General features: G+C 62.8%; 23 protein-coding genes. 10 read left to right on the plus strand and 13 right to left on the minus strand.

Translation table 11 applies throughout. The features are described 5' to 3' along the window. Positions 1 to 12 precede the first annotated feature (12 nt). The 3 genes from HU720_RS06325 to HU720_RS06335 are packed head-to-tail and all read left to right on the plus strand — an operon-like array spanning position 13 to position 3129. Positions 13 to 1206, plus strand: a complete 1194-nt coding sequence (locus HU720_RS06325) for an acetyl-CoA C-acyltransferase (protein ID WP_186518230.1) — start codon at positions 13 to 15, stop codon at positions 1204 to 1206. Between the two features lie 8 nt (positions 1207 to 1214). Further along, positions 1215 to 2342: an acyl-CoA dehydrogenase gene (locus HU720_RS06330; RefSeq protein ID WP_186518231.1), complete on the plus strand. Its 1128-nt coding sequence runs from the start codon at positions 1215 to 1217 to the stop codon at positions 2340 to 2342. 13 nt (positions 2343 to 2355) lie between these two features. Beyond that, a complete protein-coding gene (locus tag HU720_RS06335) occupies positions 2356 to 3129 on the plus strand; it encodes an enoyl-CoA hydratase (protein WP_186518232.1) in 774 nt (257 codons plus the stop codon). A 45-nt stretch (positions 3130 to 3174) separates the two neighbouring features. Here HU720_RS06335 and HU720_RS06340 read toward each other — a convergent pair whose 3' ends face one another. Then, complete coding sequence (locus tag HU720_RS06340; protein ID WP_186518234.1) at positions 3175 to 7689, minus strand: DUF6543 domain-containing protein; 4515 nt, start codon at positions 7687 to 7689, stop codon at positions 3175 to 3177. Between the two features lie 263 nt (positions 7690 to 7952). Here HU720_RS06340 and HU720_RS06345 point away from each other — a divergent pair, with 263 nt between their 5' ends. The 4 genes from HU720_RS06345 (at position 7953) to HU720_RS06360 (ending at position 11283) form a co-directional block, all read left to right on the plus strand. Continuing rightward, positions 7953 to 8357: a TraR/DksA C4-type zinc finger protein gene (locus tag HU720_RS06345; protein WP_186518236.1), complete on the plus strand. Its 405-nt coding sequence runs from the start codon at positions 7953 to 7955 to the stop codon at positions 8355 to 8357. 161 nt (positions 8358 to 8518) lie between these two features. Then, positions 8519 to 10111, plus strand: coding sequence for a methyl-accepting chemotaxis protein (locus tag HU720_RS06350; RefSeq protein ID WP_186518238.1), 1593 nt, complete (start codon positions 8519 to 8521; stop codon positions 10109 to 10111). Between the two features lie 495 nt (positions 10112 to 10606). Further along, positions 10607 to 11077: a hypothetical protein gene (locus HU720_RS06355; protein WP_186518240.1), complete on the plus strand. Its 471-nt coding sequence runs from the start codon at positions 10607 to 10609 to the stop codon at positions 11075 to 11077. After that, complete coding sequence (locus HU720_RS06360) at positions 11074 to 11283, plus strand: hypothetical protein (protein ID WP_186518242.1); 210 nt, start codon at positions 11074 to 11076, stop codon at positions 11281 to 11283. Before HU720_RS06355 ends, HU720_RS06360 begins: the two co-directional genes overlap by 4 nt. A gap of 3 nt (positions 11284 to 11286) precedes the next feature. Here the strand turns inward: HU720_RS06360 and HU720_RS06365 are convergent, their stop codons facing one another. The 7 genes from HU720_RS06365 to HU720_RS06395 all read right to left on the minus strand — a co-directional run bounded on the left by HU720_RS06365 (position 11287) and on the right by HU720_RS06395 (position 18467). Further along, a complete protein-coding gene (locus HU720_RS06365; RefSeq protein ID WP_186518244.1) occupies positions 11287 to 11652 on the minus strand; it encodes a Na+/H+ antiporter subunit G in 366 nt (121 codons plus the stop codon). Next, a complete protein-coding gene (locus HU720_RS06370; protein WP_186518245.1) occupies positions 11649 to 11927 on the minus strand; it encodes a K+/H+ antiporter subunit F in 279 nt (92 codons plus the stop codon). Before HU720_RS06370 ends, HU720_RS06365 begins: the two co-directional genes overlap by 4 nt. Beyond that, positions 11924 to 12412, minus strand: coding sequence for a Na+/H+ antiporter subunit E (locus HU720_RS06375; protein WP_186518246.1), 489 nt, complete (start codon positions 12410 to 12412; stop codon positions 11924 to 11926). Before HU720_RS06375 ends, HU720_RS06370 begins: the two co-directional genes overlap by 4 nt. Next, positions 12409 to 14088, minus strand: coding sequence for a monovalent cation/H+ antiporter subunit D (locus tag HU720_RS06380; RefSeq protein ID WP_186518247.1), 1680 nt, complete (start codon positions 14086 to 14088; stop codon positions 12409 to 12411). The genes HU720_RS06375 and HU720_RS06380 overlap by 4 nt, the downstream gene beginning before the upstream one ends. Continuing rightward, on the minus strand, positions 14085 to 14429 hold the full coding sequence (locus HU720_RS06385; RefSeq protein ID WP_186518248.1) for a Na+/H+ antiporter subunit C: 345 nt from the start codon (positions 14427 to 14429) through the stop codon (positions 14085 to 14087). The genes HU720_RS06380 and HU720_RS06385 overlap by 4 nt, the downstream gene beginning before the upstream one ends. Beyond that, positions 14429 to 17344 carry a monovalent cation/H+ antiporter subunit A gene (locus HU720_RS06390; protein ID WP_186518249.1) on the minus strand — a complete coding sequence of 972 codons (2916 nt, stop codon included), beginning with the start codon at positions 17342 to 17344 and terminating at the stop codon, positions 14429 to 14431. Before HU720_RS06390 ends, HU720_RS06385 begins: the two co-directional genes overlap by 1 nt. 181 nt (positions 17345 to 17525) lie before the next feature. Next, a complete protein-coding gene (locus HU720_RS06395) occupies positions 17526 to 18467 on the minus strand; it encodes a DMT family transporter (RefSeq protein ID WP_186518250.1) in 942 nt (313 codons plus the stop codon). A gap of 85 nt (positions 18468 to 18552) precedes the next feature. On the opposite strand from HU720_RS06395, the gene HU720_RS06400 reads away from it, so the two are divergent. Next, complete coding sequence (locus HU720_RS06400; protein ID WP_186518252.1) at positions 18553 to 19116, plus strand: helix-turn-helix domain-containing protein; 564 nt, start codon at positions 18553 to 18555, stop codon at positions 19114 to 19116. A gap of 11 nt (positions 19117 to 19127) precedes the next feature. Here HU720_RS06400 and soxR read toward each other — a convergent pair whose 3' ends face one another. After that, positions 19128 to 19574 carry a redox-sensitive transcriptional activator SoxR gene (soxR, locus tag HU720_RS06405; RefSeq protein ID WP_186518253.1) on the minus strand — a complete coding sequence of 149 codons (447 nt, stop codon included), beginning with the start codon at positions 19572 to 19574 and terminating at the stop codon, positions 19128 to 19130. Positions 19575 to 19659: 85 nt separating this feature from the next. Here soxR and HU720_RS06410 point away from each other — a divergent pair, with 85 nt between their 5' ends. Continuing rightward, entirely contained in the window at positions 19660 to 20040 is a 381-nt protein-coding gene (locus HU720_RS06410) for an antibiotic biosynthesis monooxygenase (protein ID WP_186518255.1), read from the plus strand. Here HU720_RS06410 and HU720_RS06415 read toward each other — a convergent pair. Together HU720_RS06415 and HU720_RS06420 are read right to left on the minus strand one after the other, a co-directional pair. Next, the gene (locus tag HU720_RS06415; protein WP_186518257.1) at positions 20019 to 20789 is read right to left on the minus strand and encodes an alpha/beta fold hydrolase; all 771 of its coding nucleotides are present in this window, start codon (positions 20787 to 20789) and stop codon (positions 20019 to 20021) included. The two genes, HU720_RS06410 and HU720_RS06415, sit on opposite strands and share 22 nt — an antisense overlap. Further along, positions 20773 to 21885 (minus strand): DUF3182 family protein, encoded by a 1113-nt coding sequence (locus tag HU720_RS06420; protein ID WP_186518259.1) that lies wholly within the window; start codon positions 21883 to 21885, stop codon positions 20773 to 20775. Before HU720_RS06420 ends, HU720_RS06415 begins: the two co-directional genes overlap by 17 nt. A gap of 192 nt (positions 21886 to 22077) precedes the next feature. Between HU720_RS06420 and HU720_RS06425 the strand changes: the two genes are divergently transcribed. Then, positions 22078 to 23886, plus strand: a complete 1809-nt coding sequence (locus tag HU720_RS06425; RefSeq protein ID WP_186518261.1) for an aminopeptidase P family protein — start codon at positions 22078 to 22080, stop codon at positions 23884 to 23886. Between the two features lie 47 nt (positions 23887 to 23933). Here the strand turns inward: HU720_RS06425 and HU720_RS06430 are convergent, their stop codons facing one another. Next, positions 23934 to 24215 (minus strand): hypothetical protein, encoded by a 282-nt coding sequence (locus tag HU720_RS06430; RefSeq protein WP_186518263.1) that lies wholly within the window; start codon positions 24213 to 24215, stop codon positions 23934 to 23936. A 187-nt stretch (positions 24216 to 24402) separates the two neighbouring features. Next, the gene (gene rhtA / locus HU720_RS06435; protein ID WP_186518269.1) at positions 24403 to 25290 is read right to left on the minus strand and encodes a threonine/homoserine exporter RhtA; all 888 of its coding nucleotides are present in this window, start codon (positions 25288 to 25290) and stop codon (positions 24403 to 24405) included. Between the last annotated feature and the right edge of the window lie 474 nt (positions 25291 to 25764).

The following is a 25764-nucleotide window of genomic DNA, read 5'->3' on the forward strand; positions in this document are numbered from 1 at the left end:
AGGAGCGAACACATGACATTGGCCAATGACCCCATCGTAATCGTCAGCGCCGTGCGCACGCCCATGGGCGGGCTGCAGGGCGACCTCAGCAGCCTCACTGCGCCGCAACTGGGCAGCGCGGCGATCCGCGCCGCCGTCGAGCGCGCCGGCATCGATGCCGCCAGCGTCGACCAGGTGTTGTTTGGTTGCGTGCTGCCCGCAGGCCTGGGCCAGGCACCGGCGCGCCAGGCGGCGCTGGGCGCAGGGCTTGGCAAGCACACCCCGTGCACCACGTTGAACAAGATGTGCGGCTCTGGCATGCAGGCGGCCATCATCGCCCATGACCAGTTGCTGGCCGGCAGCGCCGAGGTGATCGTCGCCGGTGGCATGGAGAGCATGAGCAACGCTCCGTATCTGCTGGACAAGGCCCGCGGCGGCTACCGCATGGGCCATGGCAAGGTCATTGACCATATGTTCATGGATGGCCTGGAGGATGCCTATGACAAAGGCCGTCTGATGGGCACCTTTGCCGAGGACTGCGCGCAGAATGGCGGCTTTAGCCGTGAAGCCCAGGACGCCTTCGCCATCGCCTCGCTGACCCGTGCCCAGCAGGCCATCAGCAGTGGCCGTTTTGCGGCCGAGATCGCCCCGGTGCAAGTGACCGAAGGCAAGCAGCAGCGCCTGATCGAGCACGACGAGCAGCCGCCCAAGGCGCGGCTGGACAAGATCGCCCAGTTGCGACCGGCGTTCCGCGAGGGCGGCACGGTCACGGCAGCCAACTCAAGTTCCATTTCCGACGGCGCCGCTGCCTTGGTGCTGATGCGCCGCTCGCAGGCGGAACAACGGGGCTTGAAGCCGCTGGCGCTGATCCATGGCCATGCGGCATTTGCCGACACGCCTGCGTTGTTTCCCACAGCCCCCATCGGTGCCATCGAAAAACTGCTGCAACGCACCGGCTGGGCGCTTGGCGATGTCGACCTGTTCGAGATCAACGAGGCGTTTGCTGTGGTGACCCTGGCGGCCATGCAGCAGCTCGACCTGCCCCACGACAAGGTCAACATCCATGGCGGTGCGTGCGCTCTGGGCCACCCGATTGGCGCCTCGGGCGCGCGGATTCTGGTGACGCTGCTGTCGGCCTTGCGCCAGAACAACCTGCGCCGTGGCGTGGCGGCCATCTGCATTGGCGGCGGCGAGGCCACGGCCATGGCCGTTGAATGCCTGTACTGAGGTGAAGCATGCTGGTAACTGACGAACAACAACAGATCGCCGACGCTGTGCGCGGGTTTGCCCAGGAGCGCCTGAAGCCCTTTGCCGAGCAATGGGACAAAGAGCACCGCTTTCCCAAGGAGGCCATCGCAGAAATGGCCGAGATGGGCTTGTTTGGCATGTTGGTGCCGGAGCAGTGGGGCGGCAGCGACACCGGCTACGTGGCTTATGCCATGGCCCTTGAAGAAATCGCCGCCGGCGATGGTGCCTGCTCGACCATCATGAGCGTGCACAACTCGGTGGGTTGCGTGCCGATCCTGCGCTTTGGCACGGACGCGCAGAAACAGCAGTTTCTAACGCCGCTGGCCACCGGCAGCATGCTCGGTGCCTTCGCCCTGACCGAACCCCAGGCCGGTTCTGACGCCAGCGGCCTTAAAGCGCGTGCCCGGCTCGATGGCGACCATTACGTGCTCACTGGCAGCAAGCAGTTCATCACCTCCGGGCAGACCGCCGGGGTGGTGATCGTGTTTGCCGTCACTGACCCCGAGGCTGGCAAGCGCGGTATCAGCGCCTTCATCGTGCCCACCGATAGCCCTGGTTACCAAGTGGCGCGTGTTGAAGACAAACTGGGCCAGCATGCTTCCGATACCTGCCAGATCGTCTTTGACAACGTCCGTGTGCCGCTGGCCAATCGCCTGGGTGACGAAGGCCAAGGCTACAAGATTGCCTTGGCTAACCTTGAGGGCGGGCGTATTGGCATCGCGGCCCAATCGGTGGGCATGGCCCGCGCGGCGTTCGAGGTGGCGCGCGACTACGCCAAAGAGCGCCAGAGCTTCGGCAAACCCCTGGTGGAGCACCAGGCAGTGGCCTTCCGCCTGGCCGATATGGCCACGCGCATTGCCGTTGCCCGGCAGATGGTGCTGCACGCCGCGGCCTTGCGCGATGCTGGGCGCCCGGCGCTGGTGGAGGCGTCGATGGCCAAGCTGTTTGCCTCGGAAATGGCCGAAAAGGTCTGTTCGGATGCCTTGCAGACGCTCGGCGGATATGGCTATCTGAGCGACTTCCCGCTCGAACGCATCTACCGCGACGTGCGGGTGTGCCAGATCTACGAAGGCACCAGTGACATTCAGCGCATGGTCATTGCGCGCAACCTTTGAAGGAGCAACCCGCATGGCATTCGAAACCATCCTGCTGGACATCCACGGCAAGGTCGGCCTGATCACCCTCAACCGCCCGCAGGCACTGAACGCGCTGAACGCGCAGATCGTCGCCGAGATCAACCAGGCGCTCGACCAGCTCGAGCGTGATGCCAATATTGGTTGCGTGGTGTTGACCGGTTCCGCCAAAGCCTTTGCCGCTGGCGCGGACATCAAGGAAATGGCCGAGCTGCAATACCCGCAAATCTACGTCGACGACCTGTTCAGCGACGCCGACCGCATCGCCAACCGGCGCAAGCCGATCATCGCCGCAGTGTCGGGCTTTGCCCTGGGCGGTGGCTGTGAACTGGCCATGATGTGCGACTTCATCCTGGCCGCCGACAACGCCAAGTTCGGCCAGCCTGAGATCAACCTGGGCGTGCTGCCGGGCATGGGTGGCACCCAGCGCCTGACCCGCGCGGTGGGCAAGGCCAAGGCCATGGAGCTGTGTTTGAGTGGCCGCCTGATGGGCGCTGAAGAAGCCGAGCGCGCAGGCCTTGTAGCCCGCGTCGTACCGCAGGCAGAGCTGCTTGAAGAGGCGCTGAAAGTCGCCGCCAGCATCGCTGCCAAGTCGGTGCCGGTGAGCATGATGGTCAAGGAGAGCGTCAACCGTGCCTTCGAAGTCACCCTCAGCGAGGGCGTGCGTTTCGAGCGCCGTGTGTTCCACGCAGCCTTCGCCACCGAAGACCAGAAAGAAGGCATGGCCGCGTTCATTGCCAAACGCGAGGCGCAGTTCAAGGACCGTTAAAGGGGAGGGCCGGGCGCGGCATGGTCACGCCCGGCGTGATGGCCTTCAGAGGTTGAAGAACACTTTCTGTGCGGCAGCGTGGGTGATGCCGTAGTAATACACTTCTGGGCCCTTTATCAGCCGTTGTTCGGCCGTTTTGAGGTGCCCTTCGGTGAAGCCTTCTCGCGCGGTATTCTGCGCCGGGTAGTGGAAGTGCGCATACCACAGCACCTGGCCATTGTGGCTGATGCTGTACTCGTCGATGAAGTCAGCCGGGCGTCCGGCAACCTTGGCCAGGAGCACCCGCATGCGATCTGGCTGGATCTGCACTTGTTTGTGCTCGAGCAGAAACTGCACCTCACCCATGCGCGGCGCTTGCTTGAGCGCAGCCTCTATGCGCAGTTCAGTGGCTTGGGTCTGCAATGTTGCGGACATTTCGCGCAAGCTGCGCGCCACCCCTTCCGCGTCGAGCCCCTGGGCGGCTTCATCGGTTTCATTATCGGCGGTCAGGCGCGCCTCGATGGCATTTGCCCTGGCCCCAAGCAAATCGCGGTGGTGCTGCAGCGACTCTTCAAGCTCCACCGGCAGGTAGCGGGTAATGTTCTTGCGCAGTTTGCCAAGCTCGGCATTGGCATTGGCAAGCAGGGTGGTGCTGCCTTTGAGCAGATGCTTGAGGGATGCCTGCGGGGCAGCCGGCTGCGCTGGCTTTGCCGTCTGCACCTCGACCCAACTGCCGTGCTTGAGGTGGTAGGTGCGTGAGGCGCTCTTGTTATCGGGGCCTGGAACGTCAACCGTATTGGCATCGTCTGCGCGTGGTTCGGCCAGTAGCAGCCCGTGGTCACTGGTTTCGATCAGCCCCGGTACCTTGCTTCGCAGTTGCGTGAGTGTGCAAGTTGGTGGGTAGTCCGGTAGCTCGGCCAAGTCATGTTCGGTCTGGCCGCTCAGCCATTCGACTTCCGTTTTCATCTGCAACAGGGTCGCCTGGGCGGCCTCTGCCGGCAGCAGCGATGCAAGTACCGCCAATTGCCGCTCGCCGGCCTTGAATTGCTCCCTGATGCTGCGCAGCAGCCGCGCACTGACTTCCTCGTCGGCATCGGTGAGCTTGTACAGCCGGGCGCGCTGGGCGATGGCCATCTCTATGCTGCCCCAGAATCGTTTGCGCCATGGCACCGCCTCGTCGCTTATGCCATGGACCAGGGTGACGCGGTTGAGCATGCCCTCAAGGCGCAGGAAGCGCAGCACCAGCTCCTTGGTCGGGCTGGCGGGCGTGGTCGCAGACAGTTCATGCCAGCGCTTGATGTCAGCTTGCTGGGTACTGGCCAGCTTGCCCAGCTCGTCGCGGATCTGCTGCAAGACGGTGTTGTTGGCAAGCATGTCGTCGAGCAGGGGGGCGATGTTGTCCAGGCGCTCTTTGACGATGCGGACATCGCTTGCGGTGAGTTCTACCCCGCGCTGTTGTTGGCGGCCAATCTCTAACAGTTGCTCGCGTTGCGGGCGATAGCGCTCGTGAAGGATCTTGTGCAACGTGCGTTGGCAATAGCCGTCCTGGTACAGGGCGTACGCGTGCACCTGCTTGAAGTCTTTGACGGGCTGCAGTTGGTTGCGCTGCTTGAGGTGTTCCAGATGCGTACTCCAGAACACCGAAATCGCCTGCATCTTGGTTTGCAGGCGCTGCAAGGTGGCATCATCGCTGCTGGCACCGACCAGATTATCTATGGTCTGCATTTCCTTGTGTTTGGCATCCATGAGCTCTTTTTCGGCTTTTAGTTGCCCGTTGACCGTCTCCATGGCAGCGTTTTTGTCCAGCGCCAACTTGCGCAGTCTGCTGGACAGTGGTTGCCCCCCGCGCAGGCGCAGATGCAGGTCCAATTGCCAGCGGCCAGCCTCATCCATGCGCAGCCAAGGCCCCAGGCTCTTGTCTGGGCCCATGATACGCGCCTTGTCCTGAGTACGGTCCAGCGCGACCTCGAATACCTTGCCATCGAGCAGTGTGTACGCGCTGGCCCCATACAGGTAAAGGCCGCGCAGGTTGCCCACTTCAATAGGCGAGCTGAGCACCTTGGCTTTGACGCTGGCCTGAAGCGCATCCAGTGCGGCGCGGTGCACGGCGCCAAGTTGTTGGCCGGCACTGGTCCAGCTGAAGTCCAGGTGGGTCATGCTGTCAGTGGTGCTCACTGTCAGCGCGGGCACGGGCTCATTGGGGGTAGCGGGGAGCGCGGGTTCGACTTCAGGCTCGATCACCTCGCCGTGTTCCAGCTGCAGGCGGAACATCGAGTGAGTAAACAGCAGCATGGCGATGTTCAGCAGCAGGTTGATCATCGTCAGCCGGTGTTGCAGCGGGTCGCTTTCGGCCTCTGTGTTGACGTACTCGGCCAGTGCCACTTCCATCTGAGCAAGCCAGGCCACTTTGCCAAGGGTGCTGCCCGCCAGTGGCAACAAACTGTTAAACAGCAGCCAGCCGAGGGTTTTCCAGCTGTCCCAGCGGGCTTGCGCAGTGCTGGTGGCGTGTTCGGAAAACCGCGCGATGGCTTCATTTACGCAGGCCAGATACAGGCCTTTGGCCGGCGCCAGTAACGCATCGTTGACCGCTATGCGGGCCGGGGCAGGTGTGCCGAAGGGGATTGCGCTGGTGTCATCCAGCGGCACGAACAGGTGCGGTTCCTGGAAGCCCCCATGGTTATAGAAACGCCGGTCTTCGGCTGGCAAACGTTCCAGAATGTCCGCCTGCAAGTCGCCTGGCGTGCTGATGGCGACGAACAGCGCCAGGCGATCACGGAAGGACAGCAGCGAGTCCTCATGCAGTGGTCTGTACAGCAGGACCGGGCCGGCCCCCGGATGCTGCGCCTCGATCAACCAGGTATTGCGCGGGTGGTCGATGTCAGCGCCAGGGGCCTTGATGAAGCCAAGCGCGCGCATCACCCAGCGTTGCTCGCGTTGCCCGGCATCAGCGGTGAACAGCTCGCTGATGCGGCGTGCGGCGTCGCCATCGTCGAGCTTGCCGCGCATATGCAACTCCATGGCCAGGGCAGGCAACTGCGACTGCAGTTGCTCGGCCAGCAACCGCTCGCGGACGGCGCGTTCGTCTTTAGCGTCGAGCAGCTTCGCCCGCAGCATGGCTGGGTAGCGGGTGGCGGCATCGAGCTCGCTGACCAGGCGCCTTATGTAGGTTTCGTTCAGCCAATCAGGCAGCGGTGTGTCGGTGGTCGAGCGCAGTTCTACCCGGCCAGGTTTGAGTAGCCCGATGTTGGCGATTGCAAGCTGGGCGAGGGAATAGGTAACGGGCTCGACCGCCCCAGACACCACGGCCCCTTCGGCACCTGGCAGCGCCGCAGCGGTGACCACGTAGTTGACCACTTCAACGGTTTCCGGCGCAGGTGTGCTGCTCTGGTGGTCAACGCTGAAACGCGCGGCCAGTTGCCGGTTGACGAAAGCCTCGGCGGTGTCGACGTCGTCCAGCCAAAAGCGCCCGTCGCTGTCGTGATAGCCCTGGGCGACGTCAATGAGCAGGTTGCTGTAGCGCATCAGCGACTGGCTCGACGCATTGCGTAGCCATTCTGGCAATTGCTGGGACAGCGGTTCGCGGCGGCTTGCCTCATTTTTGTCGCATTGCTCGATCATCGAGCTGAGGCGATCCAGGTCCAGGCCCAGGGCAACGGCCTGGGCGCGGCTGCGGTACGAAGCGCTGATCTGTTCGATAAGGTGCAGCTGCTGGTCCAGTACGCCGCCGGCCATGGTTTCGAACACGTCCTCTGCCAGGGGCTCGATGTTGACCTGGCGCGGGCTGGCGACGGCATCCTCAGGCCAGCTGCGGTTGAGCGCAGCGAGCATCGCCTCGCGCGAGGTGAAGCTGAGCAGCCGGCCGGTGAGGGTGAACACCAAGACTACCTGGGGCGATGGGCCTTCTTCGCTACGCTCGATCAGCAGGGCGCTTGTGAGGTCGACGTCCAGTTCGCCGTCGGCAGAAAAATCGATGCTCAGCCGCGCTACGCTCAAGCCCTGGGTGTTAGGCCATGTGCTGCGTTCGGCGGCGCTGGGGTAGTCATGGACCATTTTCGCTGCGGCCTGGGCTGCGCTCGGCAGGTGCGTGCTGGCGCGAATGCTGGTGTCCAGTTGCCCGCGCAGAAAGGTTGCGTACCACTGCCACGGTGTTTCGCCGCTTGCGTTGAATTCACTCCAGAACGCGGTCAAGTTCTCGCGATAGGCCTCAAGCAGCACCGGCGCGGTTTCGTTGATCAGCACCTCCAATGCATGCAGGTCGATGTCCACTTGCGCAGCCTGGTCGGGCTGAGGGGTGGCAGTGACGAAGTCGGCTTGGGCGGTGAGGTTGAGGGTTTCACCTTGGCAATACCGCTCGACCAACACCTCGGCCAGCGGGCGAACCCACAGGTCACCGTCCACTGTGGGGGTGGCAAGGTAAAGCGTGCGCAGGTTGTGCGAGCTGCCGCGTTGGCGTCTCTGCCATTGCTCCATCAGCAGGTTTGCGGCGGTATCGAGCAGCACAGGGCGTTGGTTGAAGCGTTTGGCGACCTGGCAATCGAGGGCGCTGAGTTGGGCCAGGCGTTGGTGCAGGTTATCGTTCATGGGCTCTATCCATTGCGGGTAAAGCGCCATCAGATGCCGGTTCTGCCTGCCCTTGGTGCTAGCCGGTTAACGCCGACCGGGGGGTGAAATCGGCGGTATTCGGTCAGAAGCGCTGTCATTTATGTTGCCCCACGTCGCCCGGCACCTTAGACTGCCGCCCCCTGTAAAAGAGTGCCGATTGGCGCTTGAAAAATTCCGCCGTCGCTGATGCGTCGCCGATGGCACCCGAAACGCCCAATGCACATTTTTTCATAGAGAAATCGATGACCAAGGAACAGTTGCTGGCCATGTCGGCCGATGACTACATGAATGCCGAACAGTTGGCGTTCTTCACCGCGCTGTTGCAGGCGATGAAAGTCGAAACCCATGAGCGCATCGAGCTGAGCCGCAGCACCATCGAGAGCCTGGACACTCCGTCCGACCCGGCGGACGTGGCTTCGGTCGAAGAGGAGCGTCACTGGCTGGTGAATGCCATCGAGCGCGATCAGCGCCTGCTGCCGCAGTTGGAAATGGCCCTGGGCCGTATCGGCGACGAAAGCTTTGGCTGGTGTGATGACAGCGGTGAGCCTATCGGCCTGCAGCGTCTGCTGATCAGCCCGACCACCAAGTACTGCATCGAAGCGCAGGAACGCCACGAACAGCTCGACCGCCATCAGCGCCAAATCTGACCGGTCCGCTGTACACGAGGCCCCATGGAGCGATCCCTGGTGCCTTTGTGTTTTCTTGCCTTGCATCAAGCGGGACCGCCTTACATCCAAGGAAGTATGGATAGTGGCGTTGTAGTGGCGTTTAATGGCGTCACAATAACGACATGCGGATGGATCACCCGATGATGCGAGAAGGAACTCTGCCGGCTGCCGAGCTGCCGCGCCCGGCGTCTGCACGTACCCTTGCCGTTTTGCAGGGCGTTGCGATGTGCGCACTGCTGTGCGCCAGTGCCTTTGTCGAAGGGGCGCTCTACCTTGCCATACCCGTGGCACTATTGGTGCTGTGGCTGGCGCGAGTGCGCCAGGCGTCACCCACTGTCGCCCAGCCGGCGCCATCGCCCCACGATGAACTGATCCGCCAGCTGGCCCGAGGCACCAGCCACAATGCCCTGTCGGCAGCTTCGGTGGCCCATGCCGTGCAGCAACTGGCGGCGCGGGTTGAGTCGCAGTTGGGCGCCGCACAAGAAATTGTCGGCAGTGCCGAAGTCATGATCGTTACCGAGCAGGCCAGCGCCAGGCTCAGCCAGCAGGCGCTGGAAGCTGCGCGGTCGGCCCACGGCAGCAGCGTGACCGGCAGCGCGGTGCTGGCTGAGTCGGTCCAGCGCATGCGCGACCTCAGCGTGCGCGCAAGCTCCAGCCGCGAACTGATCGAAGCGCTGCATCAGCGCAGTGAAGACATCGCTCGAGTGACCTTGGTCATTCAATCCATTGCCAGCCAGACCAACCTGCTGGCGCTGAACGCGGCCATCGAAGCGGCCCGTGCCGGCGACCATGGCCGCGGCTTCGCCGTGGTGGCCGATGAGGTGCGTGGGCTGGCCGGGCGCACTGCCAGCGCCACCGAGGAGGTCGGGCAAATGGTGGCAGACATCCAGGCGCGCACCGCGCAGGTCGTTGCGCAGATACGCGAGTTGGCTGACGATTTGGGCAGTGGCGTTGTGCAGGTGGAAGAAACCGGCGCGCAGCTGGCGCAGATCGCAGGGCTGGCGGCCAGTGTCGAGGGCCAGGTGAGCGAAATTGCCGATGGCACCGAGAATAACCGTACCCAGCTCGATACCCTGTTCCAGGCGGTGGCCCAGGTGCGCAGCGACCTGCAAGTCAGCGATCAGCAGACTCGGCGCCTGGCCAAGGCCGCGGTGCAAATGGAAGGGCAGGTCGAAAGCCTCAGCGAGCGCCTGGCCGAGGTGGGGCTCGATGCCTATCACCAGCGCGTGTTCGAGCTGGCCCAGGCGGGCGCGCGGCAGATCGCCGAGCGTTTCGAGGCTGATGTCGAACAGGGCAGGGTAACGCTGGAAGACCTGTTCGACCGCCAGTACCGGCCTATCCAGGGTATGCAGCCGCCACGCTTTACCACCTGCTTCGATCATTACACCGACACGGTACTGCCGTCGATTCAGGAGCCGCTGCTGAGCCAGCATGACGGCCTGGTCTACGCCATCGCTTGCACCCAGCAGGGCTATGTGCCCACCCATAACAGCGCGTTCAATCAGCCGCTGACGGGCGATACGGTGCATGACACGGCGCATAACCGCAGCAAGCGCATCTTCGATGACCGTACCGGGGTTCGCTGCGGCAGCCACCAACAACGGGTGCTACTGCAAACCTACACCCGCGACACCGGTGAGCTGATGCACGACCTGTCGGTGCCGATCATGGTCAAGGGCCGCCACTGGGGTGGCTTGCGCCTGGGCTATCGGCCCGAGTCCGGGCTTGGCTAAGCCCTCATCGCTCAAGATGACGGGCCAGCTCGCAGGCGTCCTGATGGCGCCTGCGAAAGCCGAGCACCCTGCCGGTGTCGCTGTCGGCGACGTGAAAAAACGCGATGCCGGCCGGAATAACGATGAATCGAGGCCTGGCAGCACATGAAATGTGTCGTGGGTCTCGACGGATTTCACTGTTTTCGTGCATATTTGCTCCGCTGTAATACGTATATGTAGATCGCGGCCCGTCATGCCAACAGCGCTGACGCAGTCTGCCGCATCTCTGCTGGCCGATTTTCCGTCAGATATGACGTATCCCTGATACCGAATCACGCCCAAGAGTACCCCGCGCAACAAGGCGATGGACTGGAGAACAATTTCCGGTTGCCGTGCCGACTGCGTTGGTTGGAGTCTTTGTCGCGTGGTTCCCGGGTCTTTGACTTGAAGTGATGGTCACCTCCGCGCAGCAGGCGCAGGGGAGTGGCCGCATGCTATTGATGTGAGGAGTTTTCATTGGCAGTCAGTACTCTTGATACCCATGCGTTGTTCGCCCTGGGCGATTTGCGCGCCAAGCTGGTAAAGCTGTTTCAAGGTCGTTTCGTCTACGTCACCGAGCAAAGCCCTGACGGGCTGTACATGGCCGAAATCGACACCGAAGAGGCGCTGGTGGTCGATGACAAGCCACGCCTTGAGCTGAAGGTTGGCGACCACTTCCGAGCCGCGGTGCTGCCCAGCCGTGAAGGCGGCAAGCTGGAACTGCGTTATCGCGATATCAAGTTCAATGTGTATGGGCAGGGCGACTACGCGTTCGTTTCGGTGCCCGAGGGCGATGGCATCGTGTTCCGCGAGGGCCACGGTGTGATGTTGGTGTTCGCAGCGCACCAGCAAGTGCCAGAGGGCCTGGGCAAGTTGCTCAAGGCCGTGACCGGCAAAGTCGCCAAATGGCGCAAAGGCGAGCTGACGACCTTCAAGGCCAGCGAGTGAGCGAGCCGCTACCTCGGGGTTCGCGGGCGGATCTGCATCGTCAGTACCAGGCCCAGGCTGTGCAGCAGGCCGAGCGCCTGCTGGCGCGCCGCGATGAGCTGCAAGGCGACTGGCTGGCGTGGGTAGCGGGGCAGATCTATCAGCTGAGCCCGCCGCCGTTTGCGGCCATGGTGCGCCGTGAACTGCAGCGCCTGAGCCAGGGGTGAACGTCAGTTACCGCGGTCATTGCCGCTACTGACTTCGTCCGGCACCGCTTCACCGGAGGTGCGCTTGCGAAACAGCGCAGCCCGTGCCAGCAGCAGGGTGGTCACCGGCACCGTGATCGACAGCAGGATCGGGATCAGCCAAGCGTGCAAGACAGGGCTTTGCTTGAGCGCCGAAAAATACAGGATCGACGCCAGTGCCACGCACCACGCACCGATGGTGGAAGCCAGGGCTGGCGGGTGCATGCGCTGGAAGTAATCTTTCAGCCGTACCAAGCCAAGCGCGCCGATCAGCGCGAACAGGCTGCCAATCAGCAACAGGGCTGCTACCGAGAACTCAAGCCAAAACGGCAGTTGAACTGCTCCGTTCATTCGATTACCTCGCCGCGCAGCAGGAATTTGGCCAAGGCGAACGACCCGACGAAGCCGAACAGTGCAATGAGCAGCGCCCCCTCGAAGTAGGTGTCACTGGCATAGCGTATGCCTAGCACCAGCATCATCAGCATGGCCAGGATGTACAGGTAGTCCAGTGCCAGCACTCGGTCCTGGGCCGACGGGCCGCGAAACAGCCGGATCAGTGCCAGGGCCATGGCCGTGGCAAAGATGAACAGGCTGGCAAGAATGGCGTTGGCAAGCAGGCCGCTCATTCGAAGATCTCCATCAGCGGGCGTTCGTAGGTGTGCTTGAAATGCTCGATGAAGGCCGCTTCGTCTTCCAGGTCGAACACGTGCAGCAACAGCACGCTACGGTCCAGGGCAAGCTCTGACCAGACCGTACCGGGCACCACCGTGGTGATCATCGACAGCGCTGCCAGGCCGTGTGCGTCGCGCATCGCCAGCGGAATATGGACGAATGCCGAGCGGGGCGGGCGGCTGCCTGCGCGCAGTACGCCCCGGGCCACCAGTAGGTTGGACACGATGACATCCAGCCCAACCCTGGCGATCAGCCGCGTAACAACCAGCGGGCGCCGTATATGGGCGTGCTGCGGCCGTAGCGGCGCCATCAGGATCGGCGCAAGCACGCCCAGTGCGGCGCCCAGCAGCAGGTTGCCAGGGCTGACGGACAGGTTGAGCAGCAGCCACAGAACAAACAGAGCCACCGACAGCAGCGGCGCGGGGAACAAGCGGTTCATGGCTGCACCTCGCTGTTGGCGGAGGTGGGCCCAGGCAGCGGCCGTGTGGCCATCACCGCGTTGATATAGTCCTCAGGCGCCTGCAAGCCGGCGGCGGTGTCCTGGGTGTAGCGCAGCAGCGGTTCGGCCTTGAGGCTGAGGAAGATACACAAGCCGAGCAACACCGCGACCGGCAGGCATTCATAGGCACGCAGTAGCGGCGACGGGCGCTCCTCGGGCTTCCAGAAGCGCTGGATGCCCACGCGGCCAAAGGCAATCAGCGACGCCATGCCCGACAGCACCAGCATGCTCACCAGGGCCCAGCCGGCAGCCCCGAGAGGCTGCTCGCGCGGTACGCCCAGGCCCAATGGATTGAACAGTGCGCTGATCAGGTTGAGCTTGCCGATGAACCCCGACAGTGGCGGCATGCCGATGATCAGCAGGGCGCAGGCGATAAAGCTCAGGCCGAGAAATGCCATGGTCCACGGGATGATCTGGCCAATTACTGCCTTTTGCTCATCGTCCAGGTTGATGCCCTTCGGCGGGTGCAGTGATTCGAGAAGAGGCGGCATCGCGCCTTCTTCATCTTCAAGGGGCGCTTCATTGGCTGAGCGCGAGCGCTCGATCAACTCGGCGAGCAAAAACAGTGCGCACAATGCCAGGGTGGAGCTTGCCAGGTAGAACAGCGCGGCCCCGGTCAGAACCGACTGGCCGAACCCGATGGCAGCTAGCAACGTGCCAGCCGATACCAGGATGCTCAGCGCTGCCATGCGCTCCAGGCGCTGCGCGGCAAGGATCGACACCGCCGCCACCGCAAGCGTTGCCAGCCCGCCATAGACCAGCCAGTCGCCGCCAAAATGCGCAGACGCCCCTGCCTGGCCGGAGAACAGCAGGCTCCACAGGCGCAGCACGGCATATAGCCCAACCTTGGTCATGATCGCAAACAACGCGGCCACCGGTGCGCAGGCCGATGAATAGGCCGGAACCAGCCAGAAGTTCAGCGGCCAGATACCGGCCTTGGCCAGAAACGCCATGGCCAGAATCGCAGCGCCGGCATGCAGCAAGCCACGGTCGCCTTCAGGTACCAGCGGTATTTTCAGGGCCAGGTCGGCCATGTTCAGGGTGCCGGTAACCCCGTAGAGCATGGCCGCGCCCACCAGAAACAGCGAGGAGGCAAACAGGTTGACGGCGATGTAATGCAGGCCTGCCCTTACCCGCGCCCGCCCCGAGCCGTGTAACAGCAGGCCGTAGGAGGCCGCCAGCAACACTTCGAAAAACACGAACAGGTTGAACAGGTCGGCGGTGAGGAAGGCGCCGTACAAGCCCATCAGTTGGATCTGGAACAGCGCGTGGAAGCTGGCGCCAGCGCCGTCCCAGCGGGCTCGGGCGAACAGCATGGCGCAACTGCCGACGATGCCGGTGAGCACCAGCATCAGCGCGCTGAGGTGGTCGACCACCAGCACGATGCCGAACGGCGCTGGCCAGTTGCCGGGCAGGTACACGCCAATGGACTCGGCTTGCCCCTGGCTACGCACCCATAACAGCAACGATACAGCGATGCCAAGGCCGGCAAAGGTGGACAGCAGGTTGAGCCGTGCCTTCAGCCAGCGGTGTTTCTCGCCAATCAGCAGCATCAGTGCCGCAGTGATCAAGGGCAGCAGGATGGGGGCGATGATCAGTTGGCTCATGCCGTTCATTCATCACGCTCCCGGCCGTCTACGTGGTCAGTACCGGTCAGCCCGCGCGAGGCCAGCATCACCACCAGGAACAACGCGGTCATGGCAAAGCTGATGACGATTGCGGTGAGCACCAGTGCCTGTGGCAGCGGGTCGGTGTAGTGCAGCAGGTCCTGGGTTACGCCGTCCTTGATGATCGGCTCCTTGCCGATGAACAGGCTACCCATGCTGAAGATGAACAGGTTGACCCCGTACGACAGCAGGCACAGGCCCATGATCACCTGGTAGGTCCGTGGGCGCAGGATCAACCACACCCCGGAGGCGGCCAGTACGCCGATGGCGACTGCGATGACTTCTTCCATCAGGCGGCTCCTGCTTGGCTGGGCTTGGCAGGATTGCCAGGACGATAAGCGCGCACCGACTGGTGCGCCAGTGCGGTCAGGATAAGCAGCGTCGAGCCGACCACCACTGTGTAAACGCCAATGTCGAAGAACAGCGCGCTGGCCACGTGCAGATCGCCCAGCAGCGGCAGGTTCAAATGGGCGGTGTGGGTGGTCAGGAACGGGTAGCCAAGCAGGATGGCGCCGGCACCGGTGAGGGTGGCGCAGAGCAGCCCGGTACCCATCCAGCGTAGCGGGCGCAGGCTCATCTGCGCCTCGACCCATTGGGTGCCAGCGACCATGTATTGCAGGATGAACGCCACCGACATCACCAAGCCTGCGACAAAGCCGCCGCCTGGCTGGTTGTGGCCGCGCATGAACAGGTACATCGACACCAGCAGGGCAATCGGCAGCAGCAGGCGCACCAGCGCTGCTGGCACCATCATGAAGCCTAGCGCCGTGTCGGTGGCATGGCGTGGGTTGACCAGGTCAGTGACCACATCTGGCGCCAGCTGGCGTTGCTGGGCGGGCAACTGCATGCTTTCTTTCGGGGGGCGGAAGCGGCGCAACAGGGCGAAGACGGTCAGCGCCACGGCAACCAGCACGGTGATTTCACCCAGGGTGTCGAAGCCGCGGAAGTCGACCAGCATCACATTGACGACATTGGTGCCGCCACCTTCAGGCAGCGAGCGGCTGAGGTAGAACGACGAAATGACGTTTGGCGTCGGGCGCGTCAGCATGGCGTAAGACAGCAGGGCCATGCCGCCGCCGACCAGCACCGCCAGCACCAGGTCGCGCAGCCGGCGCAGGCGTGCGCGGTCCTGGCTGCCTGGCAGTGGTGAAACCCCCTCGAGCCGCCGTGGCAGCCACCGCAGGCCAAGCAGGATGAGCACTGTTGTGACCACCTCGACCGCCAACTGGGTCAGCGCAAGGTCAGGGGCGGAGAACCAGACGAAAGTGATGCAGGTCATCAGGCCGCACACGCTGACCATGATCAGCGCGGCCAGGCGGTGATACTTGGCTTGATAGGCGGCGCTGATGGCGCAGGCAATGGCGATCAGCCATAGCGCGACGAACACGCCGGACCCCGGAATCTTGGGGCGATCGCCCCAGCTCAGGCCGCTGTACAGCAGAGGGGTGAGGCCTGCCAGGAACGCCGCCAGCACCAGCATGAACAGCTGCATCTGCAGGCGCCGTGAGGTCAGCCGGTCCTCGATGTGCCGGGCCAGCAGCATCAGGCGCACCAGGCCATGCTCGAACAAGCGCTTGCCGTTGAAGCGCTCGATCAATGGCGGGTAGGGGAAGCGGCCCAGGCGCAGTTGCTTGCGCAGTAGCAGATAAAGCACCACGCCGCCGCACATGGCCACCAGGCTCATGATCAACGGCGCATTCCAGCCGTGCCAGATAGCCAGGCTGTACTCGGGGAGCGTGCCGCCGACTACCGGCAATGCCGCCGCTGCCAGCAATGGCCCGACTGATTGCGCCGGGAAAATACCCACCACCAGGCAAGTCAGCACCAGCAGCTCGACCGGTGCGCGCATCCAGCGTGGCGGTTCGTGGGGGATGTGCGGCAAGTCTTTCGCGGGGGGGCCGAAGAACACATCGACGGTGAAACGTAGCGCGTAGGCAACGCTGAAAGTCCCCGCCAGCGTGGCGATTACTGGCAGCGCTGCTTCGACCCAGGCAGTGGAACTGATGAATACGGTCTCGGCAAAGAACATTTCCTTGGAGAGGAAACCGTTCATCAAAGGCACGCCTGCCATTGAGGCACTGGCGACCATGGCTAATGTGGCAGTGAACGGAATCAACCGGAACAACCCGCTCAGGCGGCGTATGTCGCGGGTGCCGCTCTCGTGGTCGATGATGCCTGCGGCCATGAACAGCGAGGCCTTGAACGTGGCGTGGTTGAGGATGTGAAACACGGCGGCGACGGCGGCCAGGGGGCTGTTCAGGCCCAGCAGCAGTGTGATCAGGCCCAGATGGCTGATGGTGGAATACGCCAGCAAGCCTTTGAGGTCGTTCTGAAACATGGCGGCGAAGGCGCCAAGCAGCAACGTGGCGGCGCCAGCACCGCCAACGATCCAGAACCATTCCTCGCTACCCGAGAGCACCGGCCACAGCCTCGCCAGCAGAAATACGCCGGCTTTGACCATCGTCGCCGAGTGCAGGTAAGCCGACACCGGCGTGGGCGCAGCCATGGCGTGAGGTAGCCAGAAGTGGAACGGAAACTGCGCGCTCTTGCTCAGCGCGCCGATCAGGATCAGTGGCAGCAGCACCGGGTACAGCGCGTGCTGGCGAACGGTGTCGCCAGCTGCGAGCACCTTGTCCAGGTCATAGCTGCCGACCACATGGCCAAGCAGCAGGGCGCCGACCAGCAGGCACAGACCGCCCGCCCCGGTGACCATTAGCGCCATATAGGCGCCGCGGCGCGCATCGGCGCGGTGGTGCCAGTAACCGATCAGCAGAAACGAGAACAGGCTGGTGAGTTCCCAGAAGAACACCAACTGAATGAGGTTGCCAGAGATCACCACACCCAACATGGCGCCCATGAACGCCAGGAAGAACGCGAAGAACCGCGGCACTGGGTCTTGCGGCGACATGTAGTAGCGGGCGTACAGCGACACCAAGGTGCCGATGCCCAGCACCAGCAAACTGAACAGCCACGCGAAGCCGTCCATGCGCAGCACCAGATTCATGCCCAGGCTCGGCAACCAGAGGATTTCTTCGCGGATAACGCCGCCATCGGCAATTTGCGGATACAGCAACGCGACCTGGACAGTGCCGACCAAGGCCACGAGCCCGGCAAGAATGGACTCGGCGTTACGTGCGTTGTGCGGCAGGACGGCCGCCAGGCAGCTGCCTACGAAGGGCAGAAGCAATAGCACAATCAATGACATAGCGGTTTGATCTGGAAGGTTTGCCAAGGATCATACGTGCCGGGGGAGGTATCACCAACACGCAAGCGGTTGCGAAATCCTACAAATATGCTGTGACAAGCTGTTTTTTTATAACAGTTTTTTACAAAGCACGGTGAAGGAATGCACGACCGGCGCCAGGCTTGGCGTATCGATCGCAGGGCTACCCAGCCTCGCGCTGACGCGCTTGCTCGTCCTCTGCGGTGCCCGGGTTACCCTGCCGGCGCACCTTCAGTTCACTGACCACTACCGCCAGCACGATCAACAACGCGCCGAACAAGGCGACGCCGGGCAGGCGCTCGCCGGCGATACGACCGACTACCCCGGCCCAGACAGGCTCGCCTGCGTAGATCAACGTCGCGCGGGTAGGGGAGACCGATTGCTGTGCCCAGTTCATCGCTACCTGGATCACCGCGCTCATCGCCCCCAGGCCAAGAGCGCTGGCCAGCAGCAGCCAGGAGAAATCGGGCAAGCGCTCCTGGGTCGGCACGATCATCAGAAACGCCAGCGCCGACGCCGTAGCCAGTTGCACCACGGTCACCCGGCGTACGTCCACTTTGCCGGCATAGCGGCTGATCAGGATGATTTCGGCGGCAATTGCCACGGCGCTGACCAGCGTGACCACTTCGCCTTCGCTGAAATGCAAGGTGCCGCCTTCAGGGCCGGCCAGTAGCATCAGGCCGACGAACGCCAGGCAGATACCCAGGCTTGGCATCAGCCCCGGTCGGCGCCCCAACACCAGCCATTGCAGCAGTGGCACGAAGGGCACATAGAGTGCGGTAATGAACGCCGACTGGCTACTGTTGATGGTTTGCAGGCCCATGGTCTGCAGGCCATAGCCCAGCATGATAGTGACGCCGATGAGCATCCCGGCCTTGAGTTCGGTAAGCGTCAGGCCTGGCAAGGCGCGAGTGGACAATGCGCCGACAAACAGGGCGGCCGCGGCAAAGCGCAAACCGACGAAAAACATCGGCCCGCTCACGGTCATGACATTGTGCACGATCAGGAAAGTGCCGCCCCAGAGCATGGTGATGAACACCAGCACCAGTTCGGCCTTGCTCAGGCGAAAGGTGACGGTGGGTTTGCCCGGGATGGTCTGGCTCATGCGCTTGCGTGCTCGGCTGGGGCGGCGCACAATTCGCCGCAAAGTGGGCAGTATACTGCGCAAACTCCAGCCTGTGAGCAATATAGTGCACAAAGACTCCGCGCACCGCGCCTCGGTGCTGCAACACGTCAGCCAGAACGTACGCCGCCTGCGTGGTGATGCCGGGCTGAGCCAGACGGCGCTGGCCGAGCGCTCCGGGGTCAGTCGGCGCATGCTGGTGGCCATCGAGGCCGGCGAGAACAACGTCAGCCTTACCACCTTGGACCTGATCGCCGACGCCCTCGATGTGGCCTTCAGCACCTTGATCCAGGCGCCTGATCAGCGTGACCTCAGCCGCATCGATGAACTGGCCTGGGCCGGAGAGCAGCCTGGCAGCCGTGCGGTGCTGCTCGGACGCAGTCCGGCGCGGCGTGAAGTCGAGCTGTGGGAGTGGACCTTGGCCCCTGGCGAGTACTACCTCAGCGAAGCCGATGCGGCAGGTTGGAGCGAACAGATCTACGTCAGCGAGGGGCAATTGACCTTGCTGATCGAGGGCACTGAACACCGTCTGCAGCGCGGCCAGTTTCACGTGTTTGCCAGCGACTGCCGCTACGCCTATCGCAATGATGGCCAGACGGCCGTGCGGTTTGTACGCAACGTGGTGATCTGAGCCTGGGCTGCTCAGGCCGGATGTGGCCCAGGGCCTTCCTCGGCCAGACGGTCGTGATAGTTGCGCAGCGGGCATTCCTTGAGTGACAGGCAGCCGCAGCCGATGCAGCCATCGAGCTGGTCGCGCAACATGGTCATTTCTTCTATTCGCCGGTCAAGGTCGGCACGCCAGTGCAGCGACAGGTGTTGCCAGTCCTCGGCGCTTGGCGTGTGGTCGCGGGGCAAGGCGGCCAGCGCCTGGGCAATTTCGGCCAACGGGATGCCTAGGCGCTGCGCGGTCTTGATCACCGCAACCCTGCGCAGCACTGCACGGGGGTAGCGGCGCTGATTGCCGCTGTTGCGCGTGCTGTGGATCAGCCCCTTGGTTTCGTAGAAGTGCAGGGCGGTCACCGCCACACCGCTGCGTGCCGCCAATTGGCCAACACTGAGCATTCGTTCTTCACCTGGGGGCGTCTTCATGCAGATTGTCCTTGACCTTGAGTTAGCTAGAGGTTTTACCCTGCCCGCCAATTGGCTGCAACTGCCCCAAGCGAGGAGACGGACCATGTCGCACTACGCCCATTCCCTGTGGTTCACCCAAATGATCGAATATGACGTGCCGCCGGAGCGTCAGGCGGCGCTGGCCCAGGCATTGGTGTCGCGCAGCGAGCAGTTGGCGCAGCGCTGCGAGGGGCTTGAAGGGGTGAGTGTCCAGGCCAGCGAGGACGGCTGCAGGGTTTTACAGTATTTGCAGTGGCGTTCGCGCACCGCGTGGGCTGCAGCCTCGCATGCGTTCGTCGAGGAGCCTTTCATGGCGTTGCTGCGTCAGCATCAGGCGCGCGGGGTGAACTTCGCCGCCTACCAGGCCCTGCGCAGCCTGGTGCGTGGCGCTGATGGCGGGCTACATTGCCAGGTCGGCACGGCTCAGGCATACCAAGGGGCATAATGCGGGTAGCGGTCGAGCCGGGCGCCGATGACCATTTCGCTGATCCAGGCCGTGAGCATCGCGCTGTAGGCCTTCTGGCTCTGTTCGCTGGAAAGCGCATGGTCGGCGCCGTCGACGATGCGGTGGGTCAGCGAGTGCGCACTGCCGAACGCCGAGCGATAGCTCATCAGCGTGCTGTGCGGCACATAGTCATCCTGTTCCGATTCCACCAGCAGTACGTCGCCGCTGAACTCGGCGCAGGCCGCCAGAGCCCGGTTGTCGCTTGGGCTCAGCGCGCGTTGGCGGTAGTCGTTCAGGCGTTGGCGGTCGAGGCTTTGCTTGGGCATGTTCCATTCATCGTCCCAGTACAATGCCGGCACCCGTAGCGCCAGCCACTTCACTGCACGCCGAGCAGTCAGCAAGGTCGCCAGATAACCGCCGTAACTGCTGCCGATAACGGCAATCGCTGCAGGGTCGACGGAGGGGTGGTTGGCCAGCAGATCGTACGCGGCCAGCAGGTCGTCGAGGTTCTGTTCGCGCGTTACGGTCAGCCGCTGGCTTGCGGTTTTCTCGTGGCCGCGCAGGTCGAAGGTCATGCACACACAACCTAGCCCGGTGATCTGTCGGGCCCGCGCCAGGTCGCGCTGCTGGCTGCCGCCCCAGCCATGCACGAACAAGATCCCAGGCATGCGGCTGCCGGGGCTGACCAGAGTGCAGGCAATGCTCTCACCTTGCACTTGCAGGTCGATATTTTCACTCTCGATGGTCATGTTCGCGGATCCGCGCGAATTTGCTGAGCTGTCCAAGTTCACTGTCGTCCCCTTGATAAAAGAGCGTGGCGTCGGCGGGCAGTTGCGCAGTGCCAAATATTTCATGGGTGGAGGCACGCAGCCGCTGCAGGCCCGGCTCGTCGCGGAACGCCTGCAATGCCAGCACCTCGGCGCTGCTTGCGCCGCCGATGCGCCACGATTGTTCGAGCACGCCGCTGCGCACGTGGCCTTGCGGGTTGCGCCCACGGGCAATGTCGTAGTTGCGTCGCGAGACAATAAAGCCGGGAAAATGCTGTTGGGCGGCCTGTTCATATGCCATCGCCTGGGTGACCGCCAAGCGCAGGTGATCCTCCAGCGGTAACTGCAGCAAGGCGTCGTAACCCCCACGCACCACGATCAGGTCGGAGCCGCCGTATACCTCGCAACCTTGGTTGTCGCGGGTCAACTGCTGCGTGCCGTGGTAGCTCAGGGTCATCCCCGCGACGCGAACCTGGCCAACGCTGAGGGTCTGTACTTCAACGAGGTTTTCCTCCAGGACCAGGCCCCAAACCCCAAGTTGGTGGTCATCCATCTGCTGGAGCAGGGGTTCGAGCTGCTCAATGTGGTCTATCACCGTTTGGCCGCGGCCGGCCTTTGCCAGCACCGGCTTTACCCGCACCGGCCCCTCGCGCAGCAGCAAGCTGGCGGCATGCCTGGCATCGGCCTTGGAAAACACGCTATAGCCGCGCAGCAGGGCGTCACTGGCCTGGCGGGCAAAACTGTCGGTCCACCCGGTAGGGGAATCGCCGCCCGCGGGCAGAGGGTGGGAAATGGCTTTGGTCGCCATGTAGGGCTGGCTGACCTTGCCGCCAAACAGGTCCTGGTCGCTGCGTATGTCCAGTTCGTACTGCGGGTGAGCGTCGATCAGGGTGTCGGTAGGCATATAGTAGTAGCGGTGGTCGTGTTGCAGCTGGGCCGGGTGCTCGATGTGCTCGATTCCCAGCAAGGCCGCCAGCCGCTCGGCCAGTTTCAGGTGCACGGCGTGTTCATGTTCAGGAGTGTGCTCGCGGGTGTCGAGCAGCACCACGGCGGTTTTTGCCTCGTCGGGGCTGGGCATGACGGTCTCTCGTGGGCGGCCTGGGTAAGGTTGTGAAGGCCTGCGCCCAGTCAAGTTCAGCGCGGTTGACCGGCGGTCGTTGGCGGGGTGTGGCAAAAGCGGGCGTTGATGTCGCCTGCGTGATTGCGGGCGCTGGGCGGCTGTTTCATTATCGGCGGTCTGGATCCGTCGAGATTAGCCGCAGGAGAGCGCATGAACAGTCAGTCCACCGTTTCGCAAAGTGTCCCGGCCCGCCTGAGCCGAGTGCGTGCGCTGATGGCCCGTGAGGGCGTCGATGCTCTGCTGGTACCTTCGGCCGATCCGCATTTGTCGGAGTACCTGCCGGGCTATTGGCAAGGCCGGCAGTGGCTGTCGGGCTTTCAGGGTTCGGTGGGCACCTTGGTCGTGACCGCGCAGTTTGCTGGGCTGTGGGTCGATAGCCGTTACTGGGAACAGGCTGAGAACGAGCTTGCGGGCAGCAGCATCGAGCTGATGAAGCTGCGCCCGGGGCAGCCAGGAGCCCTGGAGTGGCTGGGTGAGCACGCACCGGCCAACGGCGTGGTCGCAGTCGATGGGGCGGTAATGGCATTGGCGCCAGCGCGGCAGCTCGAGAGCCGCTTGAGCACGCGCGCGGTACGGTTGCTGACACACCTCGACCTGCTTGCCGAAGCCTGGCCTGAGCGCCCGGCGTTGCCAGGCAACCCTGTGTATCAGCATCTGCCGCCGCATGCATCGGTCAATCGGGCACAAAAACTCGCCGAGCTTCGCGCCACGCTGCGCGAAAAAGGCGCCGACTGGCACTTCATCGCCACGCTCGACGACATTGCCTGGCTGTTCAATCTGCGGGGCAGTGATGTTTCGTACAATCCGGTGTTCGTTGCTTTCGCATTGATCAGTCAGACGCGTGCCTTGCTGTTCGTGGGCGAGGGCAAGGTCGATGAGCATCTGCGCCAGGTGTTGGCGGCAGATGGCATTGAGGTGTGTGGGTATGCAACGGTAACGGCCGCGCTGGCGGCAATCGAGCCTGATACCGCGCTCCTGCTGGACCCGGCGCGGGTCACTCGTGGGCTGTTGGAGGCTGTCGATACACGCGTGCGCCTGATTGAGACGATCAACCCCACCACGTTGCGCAAGTCGCGCAAGGACGAAGCGGATTTGGTACATGTTCGTCAGGCTATGGAGCAGGACGGCGCGGCGTTATGTGAGTTCTTCGCCTGGTTTGAAGCCAATTTGGGTGCCCAGCGCATCACCGAGCTTAGCGTTGACGAGCAATTGACTGCCGCACGTGCTCGACGCCCGGGGTACGTGTCGCTGAGCTTTTCCACTATCGCGGCGTTCAACGCCAATGGCGCCATGCCTCATTACCGGGCCACCGAGCAGTCCCATGCGGTGATCGAGGGCGACGGCCTGTTGCTGATCGACTCGGGAGGCCAATATGTGGGCGGCACCACTGATATCACGCGGATGGTGCCGATTGGCGAGCCCAGCCATGCACAGAAGGCTGACTGCACCCGCGTGCTCAAGGGCATGATCGCGCTATCCCGGGCGCGCTTCCCACGGGGCATTCTTTCACCGTTGCTGGATGCCATCGCACGTGCGCCCATCTGGGCCGATGAGGTGGACTATGGTCATGGCACAGGGCATGGCGTGGGCTACTTCATGAATGTGCATGAGGGCCCGCAAGTAATTGCCTACCAAGCGGCGGCGACGCCACAGACGGCGATGCAGCCGGGTATGATCAGTTCGATCGAACCGGGCACCTACAGGCCCGGGCAGTGGGGGGTACGCATCGAAAACCTGGTGGTCAACCGCGAAGCGGGCAGCACTGCGTTCGGTGATTTTCTACAGTTCGAAACCTTGACCCTGTGCCCCATCGACACGCGCTGCCTGCTGCCGGAGCTGCTTGGGCGCGAAGACATCGCCTGGCTCAACGCTTATCACAACACTGTGCGCGAGCGGCTGGCCCCGTTGTTGGCAGGTGACGCCTTGCAATGGTTGGAGCAGCGCACCCGCGCAATCTGATTGCGTAGCGCATAAAAAGGGCGGCCCGTGGGTCGCCCTTTTTGCTGTTATTTGCAGATGACAATCATGCTGCGGCTGGTATACCCAGCTGGGTTGATACCAAAAATATAATCACCGGGTTCTTCGTCGGTGTCGCCGGAGCGGGCAATGACTTTATAGCCCTTGCCGGTGCAGGAACTGGCGGCCTTGCTGTAGCACTTGTCCCACGATGAAGAGAGGCCCGAGCAATTGATATGCAGGCCCTTTTTCCCTCGTTTGACCTCGGTCTTGGCTGTCGCGGCACATCCAGCAATAGCCAAGATGGCCAGGATGAGCAAAATACGTTTCATTCCTGTCCTTATGCAGGCCCGGCGGTATAGGCGGGCCTGTCGTCAGCGCTTAGAGTCTTCCTTGAGATTCCTCAGCATCCCTTTGTCACCAAGTAGATAGCGTCTTGATTATGATTATGTGACAGCTTAAGTCAGCCCCGACCCTAGGTACAAGGCGGCTGTGACTCAAATGCAAGCATTTCTCAAGTCAGTCGGCCGCAACCGGTGGTACAGCATCGCGCTTCATCGAGAGCGTTGCCCCAACCGATGCGCAAATGATGGCCAGGATCGCCAGCCATTGCCACAGCGTGAGCTTTTCGCCAAGGAACAACAAGCCGGACAGCGCGCCGAAGGCCGGCTCGATGCTCATCAGCGTGCCGAAGGTGCGCGCGGGCATACGCGTCAGTGCCACCATCTCCAGGCTATACGGAAGGGCGGTTGAAAGAATCGCTACTGCAAGCGCGACGGGAAGCAGGGCGGGGCTCAGTAGCGCCGCGCCTGCATGGACGATCCCGATGGGAGCCACGAACAGCGCTGCGATCACCACGCCCAGCGCTGCCGTCTGGATGCCATTTTCGGCGCCTGCGCGCTGCCCATATAGAATGTACAGCGCCCAGCACACGCCCGCGCCCAGCGCGTAAAGGGCGCCCACCAGGTCAAGCCCGGTATCTGTCTGCCCAACAGGGATAAGCAGCAACAGGCCTGCAACGGCCAGTGCGATCCAGACAAAGTCCAGTGCCCTGCGCGAGGCCAGCAGTGCGACTGTCAGGGGGCCGGTGAACTCAAGGGCCACGGCCACCCCAAGGGGCACGCTGCGCAATGACATATAGAAGAGGAAGTTCATGCCGCCCAACGCCATCCCATAGATGATCACGTTGCGCAGCGTGCTGGCATCGAGCCGCGCGCGCCAAGGGCGCAGGATCAACAGCATGAGTACGCTAGCAAAGATCAGCCGCAGCGCGGTAGTACCTTGGGCACCCACGATTGGGAACATGCTTTTGGCCAGCGATGCACCGGATTGAATGGACGCCATGGCAATGAGCAGCAGTGCGATGGGGAACAGGGTAGAGGCCAGGCTGCGGTGCGGGGTGTTCATCAGATGGGCGTGATCCGTGGTTATGCGTGCGGGGTGAGCAATATAGTGCGCACTTTGCCTGCGCATGCGCAAGGATGATGGGGATCTGCAGGTATTTGAAATAAAGGGTTGACGCCGTTTCAGATCCCCTTATAATGCGCCCCACTTCCAGCGACAACGGAACGCGAAACTCCTTGAGAATCAACGAGTTAAGCGAAACGAAAGGTCCTGGTGGTGCTTCGGTCTTCTGATCGGCAGCGGTGAAAAAGGTGGTTGACAGCAGGTTGTAACGCTGTAGAATTCGCCTCCCGCTACGAGAGATCGCAGCGAGTTAAGCGTTTGAAGTTGAACGAAAAACTTCAAAATAAACGCTTGACAGCAGATGAGGAAAGCGTAGAATGCGCGCCTCGGTTGAGACGAAAAGCTCTTAACCAACCGCTCTTTAACAAATTGAATCAAGCAATTCGTGTGGGTGCTTGTGAGTACGGTTTGATA

The sequence above is a fragment of the Pseudomonas sp. SWRI51 genome, from assembly GCF_014268825.1.
Classification (GTDB): domain Bacteria; phylum Pseudomonadota; class Gammaproteobacteria; order Pseudomonadales; family Pseudomonadaceae; genus Aquipseudomonas; species Aquipseudomonas farsensis.